A 22126-nucleotide genomic window follows, 5' to 3' on the forward strand; every position below is an offset into this window, starting at 1 on the left:
ATCGCCGTACGGCGGCGCCGTTGCGTGATGGTGTGCACCGATCGGTCTTTCTGAATTCGCTCAAGAGAAAGTCTGCGGTGACCTGTGCCCGATATCGGCTGCGCGGACTGTACCACCTCCCGCGTGCCGTCGTCCATGGACTCCCGACCCGGTGCGACGGACCCTTTCCTGCTCGTCGGCGGGGGTCTCCGTGGGGGCGGGCCCCGTGAGCGGGGTGAAAGAACCAATGGTCTTCCGCGGCGTCACCGACCGACTCCAAAGAATCACCCAACGTGAAATCCGGTGCACGGCGGGGCCGGTCCCAGCGGTGAGAACGGCTCCCGGCGCCCCGAAAATCGATCATGGAAAAAGGATGTTTCCAAGGTTAAAGAAAGCCGATAAGGGCATTTCATGACTCATGGTGTCAAGTTGGGATACTGTCGGATTGACGGGATGTGCGGGGGCCCTGTGATCAGAGTCGACGTTCTTACTAGTTCGCCAATCTTCCTCGCCGGGATCGTCCAGGTTCTGACAAGCGCCGGTATTCAGGTGGTCGCCGAGAGGACCTCTCCCGACATGGAACCGTCCTGGATAGCCGACGCCGCCCTCATCGACGTGGAGGGGCTCCCGCTCTCCGACGACCTGGCCTACATCAGGGAGACGGCCAAGCACACCGAGGTCCTGGTCCTGAACAACGGGGACGGTACCGACAGCTATCTTCACGCCGGAGCGCTGGGCGTCATCGGCAAGCAGGAGACGGCTGAGCGGGTGGTCTCAGCGGTGCGCGCCGTGGCCTCCGGTTCCCGCGTCCTCCCCGGGGAGCGCGAGGCGCGGCTCATGCTCGGACACGGCGGCGAGGAGCCCCGCCACCACCTCTCCGAACGGGAGGAGCAGGTGCTCCGCCAGATCTCCAGGGGCCTGACGCATGGGCAGATCGCCACGCGGCTCGGCATCAGCCCGCACACGGTCGACACCTACGTCAAGCGGATCAGGACCAAGCTGGGGGTGGGCAACAAGGCCGAGCTCACCCGTGCGGCGCTGCTGGGCCGGCGGGCCGGCAGCGAGAGCGGAGGACCGAGAACGGCCGCGTGAAGGGCTTCGCGGTGGCGCACGACGGCTCGGCGAGCCGGGCCCGACGGCCCGCGTCCACCGGCCTGACGGGGGTCCCCCGGCTCCGGCGGCGAGGCACCGAGGGCCTCGGCCGCCGCCACGGCGGGCGGGAGCAGCCGCTCGATCACGCCGGCCCGGCGGAGCGGGGAAGGACCCGGAGCGGCGCGGTGCCGTCGGGCCCGCCGCGTCTGGCCCACTCGCGCGGATAGCCCACGGAGACCTCCATGAACGGCACGCCGTCGTGCCAGGTGGTCCTGCGGATGTGCAGGTGGCCGTAGACGACGGCGACGGCGTTGAAGCGCAGGTGCCAGTCGGCGGTGCGCCGCGTGCCGCACCACTGTGCGAACAACGGGTGGCGCAGGACCCGCGTGGGGTCGCGCACCAGCGGGAAGTGGTTCACCAGCACCGTGCGGACGCCGGGGCCCAAGCCGGCCAGGCGCTTCTCGGTCTCCTCGACGCGTGCCTCGCACCAGGCCTCCCGGCTCGCGTACGGGTCGGGGTGCAGCAGCAGCTCGTCCGTGCAGACGACACCCGACTCGTAGGCCTGTTCGAGCGCCTCCTCCTTGGTCAGCCCCTCGGGCAGGAAACCGTAGTCGTACAGGAGGAACATCGGCACCACCGTCACCGGCCCGCCCGGCCCCTCCCAGACCGGATAGGGGTCCTCGGGGGTGACCACGCCCATGCCCCGGCACATCTCGACCAGGCTCCGGTAGCGGTCTTCGCCGCGAGGGCCGTGCAGGTCGCCGGGCAGCGTCCACAGCTCGTGGTTGCCCGGCGCCCAGATCACCCGGGCGAACCTCTCGCTGAGCAGCCGCAGCGCCCACTCGATCTCGCCGGGCCGCTCGGCGACGTCGCCGGCGACGATCAGCCAGTCACGGGGTGAGCCGGGCCGGAGGTCGAGGAGCAGCCTGCGGTTGTCCCGGTGCCCGACGTGAAGATCGCTCACCGCCAGGAGCCCGGGGCCGGTCACCGCGTCCCCGCGATCGGCGCGGTTCCGAGCAGCGACCGCCGCACGCTCGACAGCCCGGCCGCCAGCTCCGCCGTGGTGCCGCCGAAGCCCAGCCGCGCGTAGCCGGTGAAGGCGTCGCCGAAACACTCGCCGGGAACCAGCAGGACCCTGTCCCGTTCGGCGAGACGGCGGCACAGCGCGGTGGCGTCGGGGTGGCCGGGGAACTCGACGAACGCGGTCACCCCGCCGTCCGGCGGGTTCACCCGCACCAGGTCCGGCAGGCCCTCCGCCCAGTCCATGAGCAGCCGCAGATTGCCGTGCGCGTGCTCGCGCTGCATCGCGACGATCCGGTCGGCGTTCCTGACCGCCTTTTCGGCGAAGAACTCCAGCACCGGGGAGACGTACAGCGCGATGTAGTCGCGCAGCACCGCCATCCGGGCCAGCAGATCGGGCGGCGCCAGGCACCAGCCGACCCGGAGGCCGGCCAGCCCGTAGCTCTTGGAGAACGTGCCGAACGTGATGCACTTGTCGTAACGGCCGAAGGGCAGCGGCAGCGGGGCCGCCGTGTGGGTCAGCTCGCCGAAGGCGTGGTCCCACACCAGCCAGGCCCCGGCCCCGGCGGCGATGTCGATCAGCTCCTGCTGCTGGGCGGGGGTGATGGAGACGCCGGTCGGGTTGTGCGGGAAGTTCACCACGATCATCCGCGGCCCGTTCGCCGCCAGCTTCCGCAGCAGCGGCAGGTCGGCGGCGAATCCCTCCTGCGCGCGCAGCGGCCACGGGGTGATCCGGCAGCCCATCCCGGCGGCGATGTCGTAGAGCTGCTGATAGGCGGGATCGACCACGATCACCTCGTCACCCGGGTCCAGCAGCGTGTGCATGACGATGTAGATCGCCTCGCTGGAGCCGTGGGTGACCATCACGCCGTCCGCGTCGCCGCCCGTCCACCGGTCGGCCAGTGCCGCCCGCAACGCGCCGCCGCCGAAGCTCTCGCTGTCATGAAAGATCATCGGGTTGAGCTCGGACAGGTCGAATCCGCAGATCGTCCCCAGCTCGCCGACGGTCAGGTCGCGCACGCCGCTGCTGCCGATGTCGTGGTCGACGTTGTGGTAGTAGAGGCGCATCCACTCTTCGAGCCTGGCGATCGCGAGTCGCATGAAGTGTCATCCTTTACCGGTCGGCACCAGGACGAGGACGTTCTCCGCCGTCGCCTCGATGCGCTGCCTCGTCCATTGCATGGGGATGTCCCGCCCGGTACGCCACAGATCCAGTTGGTCGTCGAAGTTGGGGTGGAACGCGTGCCCGGAGTTGCCGGCGAGCTGAACCCATCGCGACCCGTCGGGGTCGGCCATATCGACGATCATCCGCATCGTGGGCACGAAGACGACGTCGTCGTACCCGCCGGCGGCCGACCAGCTCGTGGAGTTGACGGCGTCGCCGCCGCCCGCGATCGGCACCGGGCCGCGGTTGAAGAGCCACTCCACCGGCGCGATGCCGGACCGGCCGGGGCCGTCCCCCTTCAGCGTCAGCGTGTGCAGGTCGCCCCAGCGCCAGGCGGCCGGGTCGTCGCCGAGCCGCTCGGTGAGCTCGGCCGTCGCCTCCTCCATCGCCGCGGTGAGGATGTCGGTCATCGACTCCCTCCTCCCGGTGCGCCGGTCGTCCCACCACGGCGACCCGGGCGACGCCAGCAGCGCGGCCATGACCTCCCACCAGCGGTCGCCGCCGCCCGGCTTGCGGTCCCCGGGCAGTTCGTCGAAGGTGCGCGCGAGCAGATGCCGCCAGGTGGCGTTGTAGAAGGCCGCCGCCGCCGACTCGGTGCCCTGCTGGAAGTCCCAGCCCTTCAGCAGGTCCCTCGCCACGGCCGCGGCGCTGTCGCCCAGGGGCACGGCCAGCAGCGCGCCCACCACCGCGGGGGCGCCGCCGTTGCGGTTGTCGAACTGCATCCGCCGCATGTCCGCGACCCCGAGCCCCCCGCGTGCCGACCGCTCGGCGATCAGGTCGAGGACGCGCCGGCCGCGGTAGCCGTACGTCCAGTCGGTGGTGATGACGTGCGGGTAGGACGGACCGGCCACCGCCTGGTTGGCGGTCACGATGGCACCGCCGGGCGGGTCGAACAGCGTCGGCAGCTCGGCGAACGGGATGAAACCCGTCCACTCGTAGGAGGGGTCCCAGCCCGGGACCGGCCAGGCGCCGTCGCCCTTGCCGCGGACCGGGACGCGTCCCGGCGCCTGGTAGCCGATGTGGCCGTCCACGTCGGCATAGACCAGGTTCTGGGCGGGCTCGTCGAAGAGCGCCGCCGCCGCCCGGAACTCCGTCCAGTTCGCCGCCTTGTTGATGCCGAAGAGCGCGTCCATCGTCCGGCCGGGTTCGAACGCCGTCCACCGCAGCGCGACCGCGTACCGCTCCGCCGCCGCCGGCGCGGGCACGCCGGGCTCGCCGGGGTCCAGGCTGGGCAGCGGTCCCGGTGCCGCGCTCTGCACCGCTCCGCCGGCCGGGTCCAGGGGAGGGCGGGCGGCCACCCCGAGCATGTCGGCCCGCCGGTCCGACAGCAGAGGGCCGTGCCCGGTGGCGCGCACCGTGATCGTCACCGGTCGGCCGCCCGCCACTTCGATGACCTCCTGCCGCGATTCGAGCGGGCGCCACGCCTTGCCGTCGAAGTACCGTTCGCCCTCGACCTTCTCCAGGTACAGGTCGGTCACGTCGGCGGGCAGGTTGGTCAGCCCCCAGGCGATCCGTTCGTTGCGTCCCGCGACCACGCCGGGCAGGCCGGGCATCGTTAAGCCCTGCACGTTGTACGAGCAGGTGCACCGCAGTCCGATCTGGTACCAGGTTCCCGGCAGCGACGCCGCCAGGTGCGGGTCGCCGGCCAGCATCGGCTTGCCCGATGCCGTCAGCGAGCCGCTCACCACCCAGGAGTTCGAGCCGATGCCCGCCGTGTCGCCGCCGGTCCGGAGCGGAAGCGAACGCAGTGCGCCGAGCGCGGGCGCGGCCTCCCGCCACACGTCGTCGGGAACCGGCCTGGCGGGTGCGGGCCCGGGCACGTCCACGATCGGATGGTTCTGAGCATACGGGTAGGGCGGGTAGAGCTGCTCGATCTGGCTCCTGCTCAGCCCCTGGGCCAGCAGGAGGGACCGGTCGATCTCCGCGTCCATGTTGCCCAGCAGTTCCCAGGCCATCGCCTTGAGCCACGCGAGCGAGTCCACCGGGTCCCACGGCTCCACCGTGTAGCCGGGGTTCTGCAGGCCGAGGACGGTGTACTCCAGACTCTTCGCCCCGGACGCCGCGGCGGCTCCGTTCGCGGCGATCCAGGCGTTGACCCCGTCGGCGTAGGCGCGCAGGTGGCTCCTGGCCTCCGGCGAGATCCGCCGCCACTCCCGTTCCGCGGTCCGCCGCCAGCCGAGCGTGCGCAGGAAGGCGTCGGTGGGGACGAGCGAGGGGCCGAACAGCTCGGCCAGGCGGCCCGAGGTCAGGTGCCGCCGGTAGTCCATCTCCCAGAAGCGGTCCTGGGCGGTGACATACCCCTGGGCCCTGAACAGGTCGGCCGCCGAGCCGGCGTACACCTGGGGGACGCCGTACGCGTCCCGGAAGACCGTCACCGGCGCGGAGAGACCGGGCAGCGGCGACCTTCCGTCATGCTGCGGGAAGCCGCGGCGCACCGACCACACCGCCAGCCCGGACGCCACCAGCGCGAGCACCGCGACCACGGCGCCCGTCCACCGCGCCACCCGTCGCAACCGGCGGCCGAGGCCGCCGCGGCGGCCCGGCACCGTGCCGGGGCCAGGCGGCTCGGGGCCGGCCTCCGGCCGGGTCCCGTCCGGGATCACGCGCGCCCGCCTCGGAGGGCTCTCACGTCTCGCCCGCATCGGCGACGAGCCGTGCGAGCTCGTCCACGGTCGGGGCCGCGAGCACGTCCACCAGCGACACGTCCACCGCGAACACCTCGCGGATCCGGGCGGCCAGTCGGGCCGCCACGATGGACGAGCCGCCCAGCGCGAAGAGGTCGTCGTGGATCCCGACCCCGCCGACGTCGAGGAGATCGGAGAAGAGCTCCGCCAGGCGACGCTCCACCGGCGTGCGCGGAGCCAGGCGGGCGCCGGCCGGGCCGAGGTCCGCGTCCGGCGTCGGCAGCGCGCTCAGGTCGTACTCGCCCTCCGGCGTCAGCGGGAGCGCGTCCAGCACGAACAGGTGCTCCGGTATCAGGTAGCCGGGCAGCCGGCTGCTGAGGTGCTGCCGGATCCGGACGGTGCCGGCCGCCGGATCCGGACCGGTGACGTAGCCGAGCAGCATCGCCCGGCCGTCCGCGCCGACGTACCCGGTCACCACCGCGCCGCGCACCTCCGGCACGCGGCGCAGGGCGGCCAGGGTCTCGACGGTGCCCGCCTGCGGGCCGGTGTGGCTCACCACGGGATCCCCCCTCCCCTCCGGCGGCGTTCTTCACCGCACCCTGCCGACGAACTCCAGCGTCCCGTCGGCCCAGCGGCGGCCCAGGTCGCCGGTGCGGTGGCCGCCGAAGCAGATCTCGGCGACCTCGCCGGTCGCGACCGGCCGGCCCGACGGGCGCCGCAACCGCGCGGGCAGGCCGTCCAGCGCCGTTCCGAGCGGCACCCGCAGGGGCGCCGCGTCGAGCCGCCAGTCGTCCGGCACCGCATACGCGGCCAGCGGCCGGCCGTCGAGGCCCGTCCGATAGACCGCGACGTACCGGCAGTCCGGCGAGAGCCGCCGCAGCGCGTCCAGATCATGGGAGATGAGCTCTCCCGGGTTGTCCACGAACACGCACCGCAGTCCCGGCAGCTCCGGCAGGCTCCCGCCGGCGGTGATCGTTCGCAGGATCGGCGCGTCGAGGTAGACGACGCTGACCGAATTGTCCTCCAGCCATGCCGCCAGCGCGGCGGGATCGCCGATGAAGGAGCGGTCCGGCACGACCAGCGTCGCCCCGGCGTGGAACGCGCTCGACATCGCCGACACCAGATGGGCGGAGCCGCCCGACAGCACCGCGAACCGGTCGTCGCCGCCGAGACCGAACCTGTCGACCGCCCAGTCCCCCTCCGCGGTGTCCCCCGTGGCGTCCTCTGAGGGCCGCCGCTCCGCCGCCGCGCGGTCGGCAGGGGAGCCGGGGGCGGACGTTCCGGCGGCCACGTCCAGTACCGCCGGGTCCCGCGCGTCGGCCGTGTCCACCACGGTGAACGCGGCCCCGGCCTTCATGCACCCCAGGATCGCCGCCACGAAAGCCGCCGTGGGCCGCCGGACGACGCGGATCCGCTCCGCGTCGGGGAGCGCCTGCGCGATGCGCCCGGTCGCCGCGCCGAGCCACCGGTAACCCCACTCGCCGTCCCGGTCCGCCACCGCGACCCGATCAGAGGTACGGCCGTGCCGCTCGACGGCCAGGTGCGGTGCGGGCGGCGGCCGGTCGCCGGGCGGAGCGACGGCGCCCTCCTCGGCCTCCTCCAGCGGATAGTCCAGGATCCCCTTGGACGGGTCGCGCACCACCGCGTTCAGCATCGTGCGCAGATGCTCCAGCAACGTGTCCATCATCGGCGCCTGGTACCGTTCGGCGTCGTACTCCAGGCGGAGCTGGAACGCCCCGAACGCCTCCAGCGCGGTGAAGACGAGGTCGAAGCTGCTGAGCAGCTCCGGCAGCGGCATCACCTCGAGGCCGACGTCCCCGATGCGCCGGATGGGCGGCAGGTCGAACACGTTCAGGACCACCTGGAAGATCGGTGTCCTGCGGGGGTCCCGGGGTATCCGCAGTTCCTTCACGAGCACGTCGAACGGCGTGTCCGAGTGGGCGTGGCCGTCCACCGCGACCTGGCGCGCCCGCCGCAGCAGCTCGGTGAAGTCAGGGTCGCCCGACAGATCGAGGTGGAGCGGCATGGTGTTGATGAAGCAGCCGATGAGGCTCTCCAGCGCGACGTCGGTCCGCCCGCTGACCGAGGTCCCGATCACGATGTCCGACTGCCCGGACCAGCGCCGCAGCACCGTCCCCAGGCACGCCAGCACCAGCATGAACGGGGTCACGCCGAGACTGCGGCACATCTTGTGCAGCGCGGCCGTCTGCTCCCCGGTCATCTTCAGAATGCTGCGGCCGCCCCCGGCTCCCAGGGTCCGCGGCGCGTCCGGCATGGTGATCGCGGGCGGCGCCCCGGCCAGATGGCCGCGCCAGTACTCGACCTTCTCCGCGAGCACGTCCCCGGTCAGGCGCTCGCGCTGCCACACCGCGAAGTCGCGGTACTGGACGGGCAGCTCGGGCAGGTCCGCCCGCGCCACGTCCCCGCCGGCCTCGTACAGGGCCAGCAGCTCCCGCCCGAACAGGCCGATCGACCAGTTGTCCGAGACGACGTGATGCGAGGTGATGTTGAGCAGGTGCTCGGTGTCGCTCAGCCGGACCAGCGTGCAGGTGAACAACGGACCGGCGGCCAGGTCGAAGGCGGCACTGAACTGCTCGTCCAGCATGCGCGTGCCGGCTTCGAAGCCGTCCTGGGCGTCGGAGAGGTCCACGAGGTCGAGCCGCCAGTCGTCCACGTCGCCGACGACGGGCACCGGCCGGCCGTCCACGATCGGGAACGTGGTGCGCAGTACCTCGTGGCGGGCGACGATCGCGCGGATGCCGGCCTCCAGCACGTCCACCTTGAGCGGGCCGGTCAGGCGGTAGCGCCCGCCGACGTGGTAGGCGGTCTTGGGCCGGAGCTGATGCTCCAGCCACAGGCGCTCCTGGTCGAAGGAGAGCACCGGCTCGGCGTCGGCCGGCCGCGGCCGGACGGCCCGGTCCGGGCCGGCGTCGGTGGCCGCCTGCGCCAGCAGCGCGATCGTCGGCTGCTCGAAGAAGTCGAGCGGCGACAGGCCGATCCCCTCCTCCTGGGCCCTGGCCACGACTTGGATGGCCTGGATCGAGTCACCGCCGAGCTCGAAGAAGTTGTCGTGGATGCCGACTTCGTCCACGCCGACGACGGCGGCCACGATATCGGCCAGCCTCCGCTGCAGCGGCGTGCTCGGCGCGACGTAGTCCTCGACCAGCTCCGGTCTGCCGCCGTCCGGAGCGGGCAGGCGCTTGCGGTCGAGCTTGCCGTTGGGGCTGAGGGGAAGCGCGTCGAGCTCTACGAGCGCCGAGGGCACCATGTAGGCGGGCAGCTCGCGTTCGAGGTACCGGCGCAGCTCGGTGAGGGACGGCGCGGCCCCGGCGCCCGCCGGGACGACGTAGGCGACCAGGCGGCGGTCGCCGGGCACGGGCTCGTACAAGGCCACCACGGACTCGCCGACCCGCGGGTGCCTGCCGAGCACCGACTCGATCTCCGCAGGCTCCACCCGGAAACCGCGGATCTTGATCTGCGTGTCCACGCGGGAGATGAACTCCAGGTTCCCGTCGGGACGCAGGCGGACCAGGTCACCGGTGCGGTAGAGCCGCTCGCCGGAGTTCGAGGGGTCGGCGACGAAGCGTTGCGCGGTCAGGCCGGGGCGGCCGAGGTAGCCGCGGGCCAGGCTGACGCCGCCGATGTACAGCTCGCCGACGCCGCCCTTGGGCACCGGCGCCAGCCGGCTGTTGAGGACGCGCAGGTCGGCCGAGGGCAGGGGGGTGCCGATCGGCAGGTTCGGCCAGTCGAAGTCGTCGTCCGGGTCGAGGCGGAAGAAGGTCGAGCTGACCGTGGTCTCCGTCAGCCCGTAGACGTGCATCAGAGGTACGCCGAGCCGCGGCCACATGGCCAGCCGTTCCGGCAGGACGCGCTCCCCGCCGATGATCACCAAGCGCAGGCAGCGCGGCAGCTCCCGGCCCAGCCGGTCGAGCTCGCGCACCCACTCGTGCCAGTACGCGGTCGGCAGTTCCATCACGGTGAGCCGCTCGCGCTCGACCAGGTCGACGAGGTCGGCCTCGCCGCTGACGAGGTGCCGGGTCGGGATGACCACGGCACCGCCGGCCAGCCAGATCGGGAACAGTTCCTCCACCAGTACGTCGAAACTCGGAGAGGCGAACTGCAGGAACCTGTCACCGGCGCCGAGCCCGAGCCGCTCGACGATGTCGCGGGCGAACGTCACCAGCGAGCGGTGCTCGATCATCGCGCCCTTGGGCCGCCCGGTCGAGCCCGAGGTGTAGACGATGTAGGCCAGCGAGGCGGGGTCCGGCGTCCCGTCCAGGTCGTGATCGGCGTGGCCGTCGGTGGCGGGGCCGTCGAGGAGGACGGTTTCGGCGGGAGGATCGGCCACGAGCGGTGCCAGCCGTTCCTGAGTGACGAGAACCTTCGCGCCCGCGTCGGAGAGGAGGAGGGAGATGCGCTCGGGCGGGTACGACGGGTCGATGGGGACGTAGGCGCCGCCGGCCTTGAGCACGCCGACGATCGCCACGGCCAGCGCGGGGGAGCGCTCCACCAGGATGCCGACGGGCGTCTCGCCGCCCACGCCTCTGGCCCGCAGCTCGCGCGCGAGCCGGTTGGCGGCCCGGTTGAGGTCGGCATAGCCGGTCGCGACGCCGTCGCAGACGACGGCCGGCGCCTTCGGCGCGAGTTCGACCCGGCGCTGGAACAGCTCGACGAAACCCACGTCGGCCGCAGGCGGACGGGCCTTCCGCACCGGGGCGGAGGCCGGCTCCACCTGGCGCACCGCGATGTCAGGCGAGGCGACGAGCCGCTGCAGGATCTCCTCGAACTTCCCGGCCAGCAGGACGATGGTCTCCCGGTCGAACAACTCGGTCATGTAGTGCCACTGGAGCTGCAGCGAGCCGGGGCGGGGGACGGCGGACAGGGTGAGGTCCACCGACACCAGCCCGAGATCGATCGGCTCCGGGGTGATGCGCAGGCCGGGCACCTCCAGGCTCTCGCCGGGCACGGTGAGGACGTTGATCCACAACCGGCTCAGCGAGGTCTGCGACGCCTCCCGGCCGAGGTCCAGCAGCTCGATCACGCGCTCGAAGGGCACGTCCTGGTGGTCCATGGCGGTGGCCATGGCCTCGCTCGCCCGCCGCACGACCTCGCGCAGCGTGAGATCGCCGCTCAACCGCACGCGCAGCGGGAGCGGGTTGGCGAAGCAGCCGATGATCTGCTCGGTCTCCAGCCGGTTGCGCCCGGAGACCAGTGAGCCGACGACGAGGTCGTCCTGCTCCAGGTAATGGTGCAACAGGATGGAGCAGCCCGCCAGCAGGATGGAGACCAGCGGGGCGTTCTCGCGCTCGCCGAAGGCGCCGAGCTCGGCGGTGAGCTCGGCGGAGAGGTCCACGATGTGCACGTCGCCGACGAACGACGGCCGCGCCGGGTAGGGCCGGTCGGCCGGCAGCTCGGGCGGCGCCGGGATGCCGTCGAGGGTCTCCCGCCAGTGCTCCAGCTCGGCGGCCACCCGCTCCTCGTCGAACTGCTCCCGCTGCCAGGCGGCGAAGTCGCCGAACTGGATGTCGGGGAGGGGCAGGCCGCCGCCGCCGTTCTTGAGCAGGCCGTACAGGGTGACGAGCTCGCGCACGATGATCGACAGCGACCACGCGTCAGAGGCGGCGTGGTCGGTGGTGAACAGGACGACGTGCAGATCCTCGGCCAGGCGCAGCAGCGTGACCCTCAGGCGGTGCGCGTCCCGGGAGTCGAAGGGACGCATGATCTCGGCCTTGCAGTGCCGGCGCACCGCCGCCCCCTGGTCCTCGGGCGCAACGTGCGTCAGGTCCACCACGGGGGTGAGCACCGGACCGGCCGGATGCACGATCTGCACCGGCGTCCCGTCCGCCCCGAGTTCCACGGTGGAGCGCAGCACCTCGTGCCGCTCGACGACCTTCGCCAGGACATCGTTCAGCAGCCCGGGATCGAGCCGGCCCTCGACGCGGAAGGCGCGGCTGATGTTGTTGGCCGACCGGAGGCGCTCGATGGCCCATTCCCGCTGCTGCGCGATGCCCAGCGGGGTGGGGAGGGAACGGTCGCGTGGCCGGATCCGTGCCTCGCGGGCGGGTCCGCGGGCCGCCATCAGGTCCGCGACCCGCGACTCCAGCGTCGCTCTCTGCTCCGGCGAGAGAGCCGCGATCCGGCTGTGCAGGTCGGTCACCAGGCCACACTCCTTACGGCATCGCAGCCTGAAGTCGACACAGGGAGGGTCATGAGATCTTCCCGTCCGCGCGTTCTTGCGCAAGAGCCATTACCGATGATTCGGGCTCGTTCTCCTTCGCGCCGCCGGAGGGCCGGTCGGGCAGGGCGCGCAGGTCGGGCTGCCGGTAGGCGACGAGCGCCGTCACGATCACGGCCAGACCGCAGATCAGGAGGAGTAGAGCCGTCCCCCTGCCCGGGCCCACCCCCAGGAACGTCCCCACGGAGCCGGTGAGCGCCCCGCCGTCCCGCAGAAGCGGCTCGAAGACCTGATCGGCCAGCGGGCCGGCGAGGGCGAAGGCCGCACACTGGACGGTGTTGGCCACCATGTTGAAGAAGGCGAACACCCGGCCCTGGACCTCCGGCTCGACCTCGACCTGGAGGACGCCCCTGGCCGTGCCGTCCACGATGGTGGAGAACAGCGAGTACCCGAAGGCCGCGACCATGATCAGGGTGACGCTCGGCCGCGCCACTCCCAGGCAGATGAACGCGCCGATCGGCAGGGTGAGGCCGGCCAGGGCATGGATGCGGCGGCGCGGGCCCCCCCAGACGGCCAGCACCAGGCTGCCCGCCACCGCGCCGAGGCCCGCGCCGCCCAGCACCAGGCCCAGCACCTCGGGGGAGGCGAAGGAGAGCACCACCGGCGTGATCAGCACGTCGGCGGGGGCCACCGCGACGCCGACCGCGCCGTACAGGACGACGAGCGCGAGCAGGCCGCGGCGCGCCAGCAGGTAACGCCAGCCCTGCCGGATCTCGCCGCCCAGGCCGCCTCCGCCGGCCGGGTCGGCGGCGGTCCTGCGCTGGTGCGGGACGGGGACGAGCAGCACGGCCAGCATGCTGACGACGAAGGAGGCGCAGTCGAGCAGGAGCACGCCGCCCAGCCCGACGGCCATCAGCAGCACGCCACCGGCGGCGAAGCCCAGGGTGCCGCCGAGGGCCTGGGCGAGGAGCACCATCCCGTTCGCGCGGCCGACCTGCTCCTTCGGCACGAGCAGGATGACGACGGAGTTCATGGCCGGCACCGTGAAGGCACGCAGCAGCGACTGGACGCCGACGACGATGAAGATGTGCCACGGCTGGAGTGTCCCGCTCAGGAACAGCCCCGCCAGCGCGAAGATCGTCACCGCGGACAGCGCGTTGCTCGCCGCCAGGGTGCTCCGCCGGCTCCAGCGGTCCACGAGCGCCCCGGCCGGTGGCGTCACCAGGATGCCCGGCAGGAAGCTCATGACGATGACCAGCCCGTACTGCGTGGCCGATCCCGTCTGCTGGAACACCCAGACACCCAGTGCGAGGCTGGTGAGCGAGGAACCGAGCACCGAGACCAGGTAGCCCGCCCAAAGGGTGGTGAATCCACGCATGATCGGTCGCTCCGTCCGCCGTCGGTAGCCGTCGCACGCGCCCATGCTCGTGGATCCGGCGGCCGCAATCACCTCCCCCCTTCAGGGGACACCCGTCCCGCGCGTAACCGGTGGCCAACCGCCGCGGCCTAGCCTCGGTGCGGCCACGATCCGTGAACCGCAGAGGCAGACCCATGGCGACAGCGCTCATCGATCTCGACGATCTCGATCTGTTCGTTTCCGGCGACCCGCACGCCGCCTGGGCGTGGCTGCGCGAGCATGCGCCGGTCTACTGGAACGCCACCGCCGACGGCGGTTACTGGGCCCTGACCGCGTACGCGGACGTGAGCGCGGTGTACCGGGACCCGGTGACGTTCTCCTCCAAGGACGGCACCGTGCTCGGCGGCTCGTTCCGCAGCGCGACCGACACCGCGTCCGGGCGGATGCTCATCTGCTCCGACCCGCCGGAGCACCGGCTGCTCCGCCATCACGTGCACAAGGCATTCGACCGGCGGATGATGGGAGAGGCCGCCGGGCACGTGCGCGCCTACCTCACGGAAGCACTCGACCGCCTCGCCGCGGACGGCGGCGGCGACTTCGCCGCGGACGTCGCCCCCACGCTGCCCGCAGGGCTCCTCGCGGCCATGTTCGGGATCGGCCGCGCCGACGCGCTCCATCTCCTCCGCCTCACCCGTACGATGATCGGTTTCCGCGACGGGGAGTACGTCAGGGGCAGCGGTGAGGCCATGACGCTGGTCGGCGCCCAGGTGGAGATCTTCGATTTCCTCACCGAACTGCTCGCCCGGCGCCGCGCCGCGCCGGGCGAGGACCTGATCAGCATCCTGCTCGCCGCCGAGACGAACGGGCGCGGCCTGACCGAGGACCAGATCCTGTACAACGCGCTCAACGTGGCCGTCGGCGGCAACGAGACCACCCCGTTCACCGCCTCGGCGATCGTCGAGACGCTGATCGGCCATCCCGAGGAGGAACGCCGGCTGCACGACGACCCGAGCCTGATCGGCACCGCGGTGGACGAGTTCTTCCGGTGGACCTCGACCAACGCCTACGTGCGCAGGACCACGACCAGGGACGTGACGCTGCGCGGCGTCCCGATCCCGGCCGGGCAGACGCTGACGCTGTGGAATTCCTCGGCCAACCGCGACGGGAGCGTCTTCCCGCACGCCGACCGGCTCGACCTCGGCCGGACCCCCAACCACCACCTGGCCTTCGGCGTCGCCAACCACCGCTGCGTCGGCATGCCGGCGGCTTGGACGGAGATCACCCTGCTGGTCGAGGAGCTGGTACGGCGCCGCCTCCGCTTCGCGCTGTGCGGTGACGTCGAACGGCTGGCCTCGAACTTCATGCTCGGCATCAAGCACCTGCCCGTCGAGGTGGTGGCCTAGCGGCCGGGCGTCAGGCGGTCGGGCGCAGCAGCGAGGGCCGGCCTTCCGGCTGCAGTTCGCGCCGCCACACCTGGGGGTCGATGGCGCGGCCGGTGAACGTGCCGTGCGCCGCGCGGGTGTAGAGCCGCCGGGTGGCCGGGTCCGGCGCCATCTGCAGCCGGTCGTGCAGCCGCCCCGCGCACAGGCGGTACCAGCGCTGGACCTGCTCCAGCTGCCCGAGATGACCGTGGACCAGCATCAGCGCCCGGAAGGCCTCCTCGTGGAACGGCTCCACCTCCAGCATCCGCTGGCACCACCTGATGACGCCGACGTGGTCGCCGTGCAGGATGTTCGTCTCCGCCAGGTAGGTCAGGCCGCACAGCAGCCGGCTGCGCAGCCATTCCCGCTGTGCCGCCGCCCACTCGTACGGCTCGTCCGGCAGGAAATCACCCGCGTACAGCCCTTCGGTCCGCAGATACAGCGCCGCCGCCTCCGCCCGGTCGCCGCGGAGCTGCGCCGCGTGCGCCTCGTCGGCCAGGCGGATGAAGACCTCGAAGTCGAGCGGCACGTCGACCGCCTCCAGGAGGTAGCCGGACTCGCGGGTGAGCAGGCGCAGCGCGGGGCCGCCCACCGGCTGTCCTGCCAGGATCTTCCTGAGCATGTGCGCGGCGACCTTGAGCGAACTGGAGCCCTTGGACCACGAGGCGTCGGGCCACAGAGACTCGTGCAGCACGTCGCGCGAGACGATCCGACCGTGCCGCAGGAGGAGGAACTGCAGGAGGCTGCGGGCCTTGCCCGCCTTCCACCGCTCCACCGGGTGGCCGCCGAACGCCAGCTCGAACGTGCCGAACGTGCGAACAGAGATGGGTTCTTCCACGTCTTCTCCCCGTCTCGCCGGGGACTCGAAGCTACCCGCGGGCACGGGGCCGTGGATGTCACATGAAGAAGGGATGCCTGTGGGACAGGGCCGCGGTTCATCCTGTGCGTATGTCATACGTACCGCAGTCGCCTGTCAGCCCGATACAGGCCGGCGGCGAGGAGCGGGACGGCCACCCCGGCCGTACTACCCGTCAGCGGCGGCTCGGCGGTCGCATCGCCCTCGGAGTGCTCGCGATCGCCGTCTGCGTGTTCGTGGGCCTGTCGATCCCGCGATATCTCACCTTCGACCCGGACGTGGGCAGGCTCTCGCCGGAGGAGCACCCCCTGTTCTTCCCGGTGCTCATGACGCATGTGCTCGGCGCGACGGTGGCCATGACCGGCTGCGTCTTCCAGATGTGGCCGTGGCTGCGCCGCCGGCACCCCCGGGCGCATCGCCGCATCGGCCGGGCCTACGTCGTCGCCGGCGTGTGGCCGGCCGCGATCGCCGCGCTCGTGATCTCGGTGGTCTGGCCGTTCGGCCCGGTCAGCGCGCTGAGCGACATCGTGCTGGCGCTGCTGTGGTTCAGCGTCACGACCTACGGCTTCGTGTACGCCCGACGGGGCCGCTACGCCGCCCATCGCCGGTGGATGGTGCGCAGCTTCACCCTGACCATCTCGATCATCTTCAACCGGCTCCTCGGCCTCCCGATCGGAATGATCCTCGCCAACCAGCTCGACACGACCTTCGGCGGTGACAGGCACGCCCTGGAGCAGGCGGTCTCGGCCAGCGTCACCTGGCTGCCGTGGACGCTCGCCTTCATCTTCGTGGAGTGGTGGCTGGACCGTGAACAACGCCGCACCGTACGGGAGATGTGATGAACGGGCTCGACTGCGTGGTGATCGGATACAACGAAGGCGACTTCGACGACTACCGGATCATGTGCGAGCGGGCCGGCCCCGGGACGCCGGAGTTCCAGATCATGCGCTCCGAGCACCTGGTGGTCGACGGTACGGCGATGCCGTGGCTGGACGCGTTCAGCCGGATCAGGAACCGCGGCACCGGCCGCGCCGACAGGTACCACGTCGGCGAGGTGTTCAACCTGGCGGCGCTGTATCTGACCAGCTACCTGCGCAGGCGCGGGCTGCGCGCCGAACCCGTCTCGCTGTTCACCGGCGAGCGGGATCGGCTGGCCGCGCTGCTCGCGCAGCGGCCCGCCGTCGTCGCCGTCACGACCACCTTCTACGTCAACATCCTGCCGGTCGGACCGATCGTCGAGTACATCCGGCGGCTGTCGCCGACCAGTCACATCGTGGTCGGCGGCCCTCTCATCGACAACCTGTGCCGGTCGGGCGTGAACGGCGCCGTGCAGGACTTCTTCTTCGCCATGGGCGCCGACTCCTACATTCAGGAGTCGCAGGGCGAGCACAGCCTGGCCCAGCTCTGCCACGCCGTACTCGCCGGCGGCGACCTCGCCGGCGTGGACAATCTGATCTTCTGCCCGGAAGACAGGTGGGTGCGCACCAGACGCCGCCCGGAGGCCAACGACCTCGACGAGTGCTCGATCGACTGGGCCGGCTTCGGCTCCGACCTCATCGGCCCGACCGCGCAGCTTCGCACCGCGCGCAGTTGCGCGTTCACGTGCAGCTTCTGCGACTATCCGACACGTGCCGGCGCGCTCGCCACGGCGTCGGTGGAGACGGTGCGCAAGGAGCTTCGCGCGCTGGCCGAGCTCGGCGTCCGCAACGTGGTCTTCGTGGACGACACCTTCAACGTGCCGCCGAAGCGGTTCAAGCAGATGTGCCAGATGATGATCGACGAGGACCTCGGCCTGCGCTGGTACTCCTACTTCCGCTGCTCCAACGCCCGCGACGAGGAGTCGTTCGACCTGGCCGCCGCCAGCGGATGCGCCGGCGTCTTCCTGGGCATCGAGTCCGGCGACAGCGACGTGCTGGCCAACATGCACAAGCTCGCGCAGGACAGCCAGTACAGGACCGGCATAGCCCGGCTCAAGGAGCGCGGCGTCACCACCTTCGCCTCGATCATCGTCGGATTCCCCGGCGAGACCGAGAAGACGGTGGGCAACACCATCGACTTCCTCAACGAGACCGCCCCCGACATGTGGCGGGCTCAAGCGTGGTGGGCCAACCCCCGCTCACCGATCTACCGGCAGAAGGAGCTGCTGGGCATCGAGGGCGAGGGCTATGACTGGTCGCACTTCAGCATGTCCTCCTCACGGGCCGCCGACCTCACCGACGAGATGTTCGAGCGCGTGACGGAGTCGGTGTGGTTGCCGTTGTACGACTTCGACTTCTGGTCGCTGCCCTACCTGGACGGCAAGGGCGTCAGCGTGCAGGAGCTCATGGGGCTTCTGCGGACGGGCCAGGAGCTGATGGGGGTGCGCAACCGGGGCGGTGACCCGGTACGGCTGGCCGCCCTGGAGCAGCGATTCGCCGACGGCGTGGCCGCGCTGGACGTGGCACCGGCCAAGTTCGGCTACTGACGCCCGGGAGGGCCGTATGACCTTGCCCGCGACCGCCGCGACCGCCGCGACCGCCGCGACCGCCGCGACCGCCGCGACCGCCGATCCGGCGGCCCGGGGCTGGCGTTCGGTGGTCAGCCGTTTCGAGGAGGTGGCGGCGGCCTGCCCGGACCGCACCGCGCTGGTCCACCGCGGCGGCGCGCTGACCTACGGCGAGCTCGCCGCACGCAGCGCCGCGGTCGCGGCCGGGCTGATCGGCCGCGGAGTCGGCGCCGAATCCCTGGTCGGACTGCTGCTTCCGCGCGGGGTCGACCTCGTGGTCGGCCTGCTCGGCGCGTTGCGCGCCGGAGGCGGCTACCTGCCGATGGACCCGGCACTGCCCATCGACCGCCTGCGCTACATGTGCGAGCGGTCCGGCACCGCGCTCGTCCTCTCGGACGCCGCCACCCGCCGCCGCGTCTCGCCCGCTCTCGGCAGGCGGGTGCTCACCGTGGACACGTGTGCTCGCACCGTGGGCGGAGCGGTGCCCGCCCGCGCCGCGATCCTGCCCGGAGACCGGGCTTACGCGATCTACACCTCGGGCTCGACCGGGCGCCCGAAGGGCGTCGAGGTCACCCACGGATCGCTGGCCGCGCTGCTCGACGGCCTCGCCCACGTCGTCGGGCCGACGCCGGCCAGGATCGGCTGGAACGCGAGCCCGTCGTTCGACGCCTCCGTGCAGCAGTGGTCGCGCTTGTGCCGGGGCGACACCGTCGTCCTCGTGGACGACCGGGTGCGCGGCGACCCGCAGGCGCTCGCGGCGCTCATCGCCGAGAAGCGGCTGGACGAACTCGACATCACCCCGTCCCACCTGGCGCCGCTGCTCGACCATCTGCCGGAGCGCGCTGACGGCCCGCCGCTGCGGCTGCTCATCGGCGGGGAGGCCGTCACCCCCGCGCTGTGGGACCGTCTGGCGGAGCGGCGCGCGGCCGGGACCCTGGCACCGGTCAACCTGTACGGCCCGACCGAATGCACGGTCGATGCCACGTACGCGCCGATCGACCAGACCGGCGGACCGCACCTGGGCGACCCGCTGCCCGGCGTCCGGGTCCACCTGCTCGACGAGAAGCTGAGGCCGGTCGGCTCCGGCGCCGAGGGCGAGCTCTACGTGGCCGGCACGGGGGTGTCCCGGGGCTACCTCGGCGCTCCGGCGCTGACCGCGCAGCGGTTCGTCCCCGATGTGATCGCGGGAGACGGCCGGCGCATGTACCGGACCGGCGACCGGGTGCGGATGGGCCGCGACGGACGGCTGGAGTTCCTCGGCCGCAGCGATGACCAGGTGAAGCTGCGCGGGTACCGGATCGAGCTGGGCGAGGTGGAGGCGGTGCTGAGCCGTTGCCCCGGGGTGGTCCAGGCGGTCGCCGTGATCCGCGACGACCTGCCGGGCGGCGCCGGTCTCGTCGGCTACTGCATGCTTGAGCGGGCCGGTTCGTTCGACGCGGATCTGGTACGGCGCGCCGCCGCCGCCTCCCTGCCCGAGTACATGGTGCCCACCGCGCTCGTCGGGCTCGACCGCTTCCCCCTCACGGTCAACGGCAAGGCGGATCGTGCGGCGCTGCCGCCGCCGGCCAGGCCGGAGGGCTCCGCATCGGCGGATGCGGCGCCGATGACCCCGACCGAGCGGCTCGTCGCCAAGGCGTGGCGCGAGGTGCTGGAGATCGAGCACGTGGGCGTGGACGACAACTTCTTCGAGCTCGGCGGCCAGTCGCTGCTGGCGATCCGGCTGATGGCGCACCTGCGCCGCAAGGGCGTGGGGGCGATCCCGATGGTGGCCGTCTTCCAGCGGCCCGTGCTGAGCGCTCTCGCCGCCTACCTCGACGAGGTCAGCCTGACCGGCAGGTTGCACGTGCCGCCGAGGAAGTTGGAGTAGACGCGCCGGGGGTCACCCGTCACCTCGATGCCGCCGACCAGGTCACGGAGGGCGGCCAGGGTCGCTGCGAGCTGGATGCGGCCCAGCCGCGCCCCCAGGCAGAAGTGCGGCCCGTAGGCGAACGTCAGGTGCCGGTTCGGCGTGCGGTCCAGCAGGAACCGCTCGGAGCGGGCGAACTCCCGCTCGTCGAAGTTGGCCGAGGCCAGCCAGACCGTGACGATGTCACCCGCCTCGATCCGCCCACCGCCGATCTCCGCCGGCTCCACCGCGAGCCGGCCCAGATGCCGCGACGGCGTCGTCCAGCGCAGCACCTCCTCGACCGCGCTGCCCAGGCCGACCCCGCCCGCGCGCAGCGCCCGCCACTGCCCCGGATTCTCCACCAGTGCGAGGACCGCGCCGGTCATCGCCAGCCGGGTCGTCTCGTCACCGCCCAGGATGAGGCTGTAGCAGTTGAAGACGATCTCGTCGGTGCCGAGCGGCCGCCCCTTCACGCGGGCGTTGGCCAGGATGCTGACCAGGTCGTCGGCGTCGCCTCCGCGCCGCTCCTCGGCGAGTTCGATGAAGTAGGCGAGGAGCTCGTTCTTGGAGTTCCAACCGTCGGCCGAGGTGTGGGCCGGCCCGTGCGAACTGACCGAGTTCGAGCCGAGCCGATGGATGTAGGCGCGGTCGGAGTCGGGCACGGCGAGCATGTCGCAGATCGTGGCCAGCGGTACCCGGGCGGCCACGTCATCGCCGAAGTCGCAGTCCTCGCGCTCCAGCGCGTCCACCACGAGCTGTCGTACCTGCTCCTCGATCCGCCGGGCCAGCCGGTCGAAAACGGCCGGGGTCAGCGCGCCGGTGATGAGACGACGCACCTCGGTGTGGCGGGGACCGTCGGTCACCGCGAGCATCTTGCCCGTCGCGGAGTCGCCGCCCACGAGCAGGGTCTCCAGCACGTTGCCCGACGTCGAGGTGAAACGTTGGCCGTCGCGGAAGACGCGGACGGCGTCCGCATGCCGGGTGACGACCCAGAAACCCGGATTGCGGTTCATCGGCGGATGCCGGTAGAGCGGGTGCTCCGACCTCAAGCGCCGCCATACCGCGGACAGGTCGCGCTCGGCGTGCACCTCGGGGGAGGTCAGGTCCAGGGTCTCCACCTGGTCCGGGTCGAGTACGGGCAGCACCTGGGACACCTCGCATCCGCCTCCGGTTCGTGTGCCCACAACCATGACCCACCCCGGTTAGCCGCCGGTTACGCCGGTTCTCTCATGCTCGCACGCGTAACCGGCGGCTAACCCCTCCCGGCTAGCGTCTGCCGGCAGCCGATACTTCTGGAGGACCCGTGCGCCGACCATCCACGCGCTGGCTGCTGCAGGAGCCGTCGGCCGGAGGCGGTCTCCCGCTGTTCGCCTTTCCCTACGCCGGCTCCGGCGCGGCCTCGCTGCGCCGGTGGCCGGGGCGGATCGGGGAGGCCGAGGTGCATCCGGTGCAGCTCCCCGGCCGGGAGTACCGGATCAAGGAAGAGCCGTACCGCGACTTCGAGACGTTCGCCAGGGACGCGGTCGAGGCGCTCGGCCCCTACCTGGTGCGGCCGTACGCGGTCATCGGCCACTGCATGGGCGCACTGCTCGCGCACGCCTTCACCGCCCGCGTCCGGGAGATCGGGGCGCGGCCGCCTGAGCGGCTGTTCGTGTCGGCGTCCCTGACACCCGACCGCGGCTTCTACGGCTACTACCACCCGTGGATGTCCGACCGCCGCATCGAGCAGGAGCTGCGGCGCGTCGCCGGCGACCTCGGTGACGGCGCGATCCCGGACGAGCTGGTGGCGCTGTCGGTACGGGTGCTGCGCGGGGACGTGCGGATGTGCCTCGACCACGCGCCCCCGGCCAAGGCGATCGGCGCGCCGGTCAGCGCCATCGGCTGGGAGGACGACCTCGACGTGGGACCGGACGACCTGGCCGGGTGGCGGGAGTACGGCGAGACGCGCGTGCACGTCCTTCCCGGGGACCCGCTGAACTTCCTGGCCGCTCCCAGCGGGCTCAGGAAGGTCATCGAGGACGACCTCGAACTGTGACCGGACCCTGCTCCGACCCGACGACCCCGTTC

At 72.0% G+C, this 22126-nt stretch carries 14 protein-coding genes; 6 read left to right on the plus strand and 8 right to left on the minus strand.

What is annotated here, in order from left to right; genetic code table 11:
• The first annotated feature begins 555 nt into the window (after nt 1-555).
• Nucleotides 556-1071 (plus strand): response regulator transcription factor, encoded by a 516-nt coding sequence (locus HS045_RS19580; RefSeq protein ID WP_196452907.1) that lies wholly within the window; start codon nt 556-558, stop codon nt 1069-1071.
• A 142-nt stretch (nt 1072-1213) separates the two neighbouring features.
• Here the strand turns inward: HS045_RS19580 and HS045_RS19585 are convergent, their stop codons facing one another.
• The 6 genes from HS045_RS19585 to HS045_RS19610 are packed head-to-tail and all read right to left on the minus strand — an operon-like array spanning nt 1214 to nt 13433.
• Nucleotides 1214-2059 carry a metallophosphoesterase gene (locus HS045_RS19585; RefSeq protein ID WP_196452908.1) on the minus strand — a complete coding sequence of 282 codons (846 nt, stop codon included), beginning with the start codon at nt 2057-2059 and terminating at the stop codon, nt 1214-1216.
• On the minus strand, nt 2056-3192 hold the full coding sequence (gene vioD, locus HS045_RS19590; protein WP_196452909.1) for a capreomycidine synthase: 1137 nt from the start codon (nt 3190-3192) through the stop codon (nt 2056-2058). Before vioD ends, HS045_RS19585 begins: the two co-directional genes overlap by 4 nt.
• 6 nt (nt 3193-3198) lie before the next feature.
• On the minus strand, nt 3199-5859 hold the full coding sequence (locus tag HS045_RS19595) for a penicillin acylase family protein (RefSeq protein WP_307827609.1): 2661 nt from the start codon (nt 5857-5859) through the stop codon (nt 3199-3201).
• 22 nt (nt 5860-5881) lie between these two features.
• Nucleotides 5882-6439, minus strand: coding sequence for a phosphopantetheine-binding protein (locus HS045_RS19600; RefSeq protein ID WP_196452911.1), 558 nt, complete (start codon nt 6437-6439; stop codon nt 5882-5884).
• Nucleotides 6440-6469: 30 nt separating this feature from the next.
• Nucleotides 6470-12037, minus strand: a complete 5568-nt coding sequence (locus HS045_RS19605) for a non-ribosomal peptide synthetase (protein ID WP_196452912.1) — start codon at nt 12035-12037, stop codon at nt 6470-6472.
• Between the two features lie 49 nt (nt 12038-12086).
• Nucleotides 12087-13433 (minus strand): MFS transporter, encoded by a 1347-nt coding sequence (locus tag HS045_RS19610; protein ID WP_196452913.1) that lies wholly within the window; start codon nt 13431-13433, stop codon nt 12087-12089.
• Nucleotides 13434-13606: 173 nt separating this feature from the next.
• Between HS045_RS19610 and HS045_RS19615 the strand changes: the two genes are divergently transcribed.
• A complete protein-coding gene (locus HS045_RS19615) occupies nt 13607-14815 on the plus strand; it encodes a cytochrome P450 (protein ID WP_196452914.1) in 1209 nt (402 codons plus the stop codon).
• 10 nt (nt 14816-14825) lie between these two features.
• On the opposite strand, the gene HS045_RS19620 is transcribed toward HS045_RS19615, so the two are convergent.
• Nucleotides 14826-15671: a BTAD domain-containing putative transcriptional regulator gene (locus tag HS045_RS19620; RefSeq protein WP_196452915.1), complete on the minus strand. Its 846-nt coding sequence runs from the start codon at nt 15669-15671 to the stop codon at nt 14826-14828.
• Nucleotides 15672-15781: 110 nt separating this feature from the next.
• Here HS045_RS19620 and HS045_RS19625 point away from each other — a divergent pair, with 110 nt between their 5' ends.
• Genes HS045_RS19625 through HS045_RS19635 form a run of 3 tightly spaced genes read left to right on the plus strand, consistent with a single transcriptional unit; the run spans nt 15782 to nt 20041 of the window.
• Entirely contained in the window at nt 15782-16528 is a 747-nt protein-coding gene (locus HS045_RS19625; protein ID WP_196452916.1) for a DUF2306 domain-containing protein, read from the plus strand.
• Entirely contained in the window at nt 16528-18153 is a 1626-nt protein-coding gene (locus HS045_RS19630; RefSeq protein WP_196452917.1) for a PhpK family radical SAM P-methyltransferase, read from the plus strand. The genes HS045_RS19625 and HS045_RS19630 overlap by 1 nt, the downstream gene beginning before the upstream one ends.
• A 16-nt stretch (nt 18154-18169) precedes the next feature.
• Nucleotides 18170-20041, plus strand: a complete 1872-nt coding sequence (locus tag HS045_RS19635; RefSeq protein ID WP_196452918.1) for a non-ribosomal peptide synthetase — start codon at nt 18170-18172, stop codon at nt 20039-20041.
• Here HS045_RS19635 and HS045_RS36225 read toward each other — a convergent pair.
• Nucleotides 19981-21213: a cytochrome P450 gene (locus HS045_RS36225; RefSeq protein ID WP_196452919.1), complete on the minus strand. Its 1233-nt coding sequence runs from the start codon at nt 21211-21213 to the stop codon at nt 19981-19983. The genes HS045_RS19635 and HS045_RS36225 overlap by 61 nt on opposite strands.
• 149 nt (nt 21214-21362) lie before the next feature.
• On the opposite strand from HS045_RS36225, the gene HS045_RS19645 reads away from it, so the two are divergent.
• Entirely contained in the window at nt 21363-22094 is a 732-nt protein-coding gene (locus HS045_RS19645) for a thioesterase II family protein (RefSeq protein WP_196452920.1), read from the plus strand.
• Nucleotides 22095-22126: the final 32 nt, after the last annotated feature.

Source organism: Planomonospora sp. ID82291 (genome assembly GCF_015711645.1).
Taxonomy (GTDB): domain Bacteria; phylum Actinomycetota; class Actinomycetes; order Streptosporangiales; family Streptosporangiaceae; genus Planomonospora.

What these genes read in the sequence shown, in the direction of transcription:
- HS045_RS19580 (WP_196452907.1), top strand. Translation starts at nt 556, where the DNA reads ATGGAACCGTCCTGGATAGCCGACGCCGCCCTCATCGACGTGGAGGGG.
- vioD (WP_196452909.1), bottom strand. Translation starts at nt 3,192, where the DNA reads ATGCGACTCGCGATCGCCAGGCTCGAAGAGTGGATGCGCCTCTACTAC.
- HS045_RS19625 (WP_196452916.1), top strand. Translation starts at nt 15,782, where the DNA reads ATGTCATACGTACCGCAGTCGCCTGTCAGCCCGATACAGGCCGGCGGC.
- HS045_RS19630 (WP_196452917.1), top strand. Translation starts at nt 16,528, where the DNA reads ATGAACGGGCTCGACTGCGTGGTGATCGGATACAACGAAGGCGACTTC.
- HS045_RS19635 (WP_196452918.1), top strand. Translation starts at nt 18,170, where the DNA reads ATGACCTTGCCCGCGACCGCCGCGACCGCCGCGACCGCCGCGACCGCC.
- HS045_RS19610 (WP_196452913.1), bottom strand. Translation starts at nt 13,433, where the DNA reads ATGCGTGGATTCACCACCCTTTGGGCGGGCTACCTGGTCTCGGTGCTC.
- HS045_RS19615 (WP_196452914.1), top strand. Translation starts at nt 13,607, where the DNA reads ATGGCGACAGCGCTCATCGATCTCGACGATCTCGATCTGTTCGTTTCC.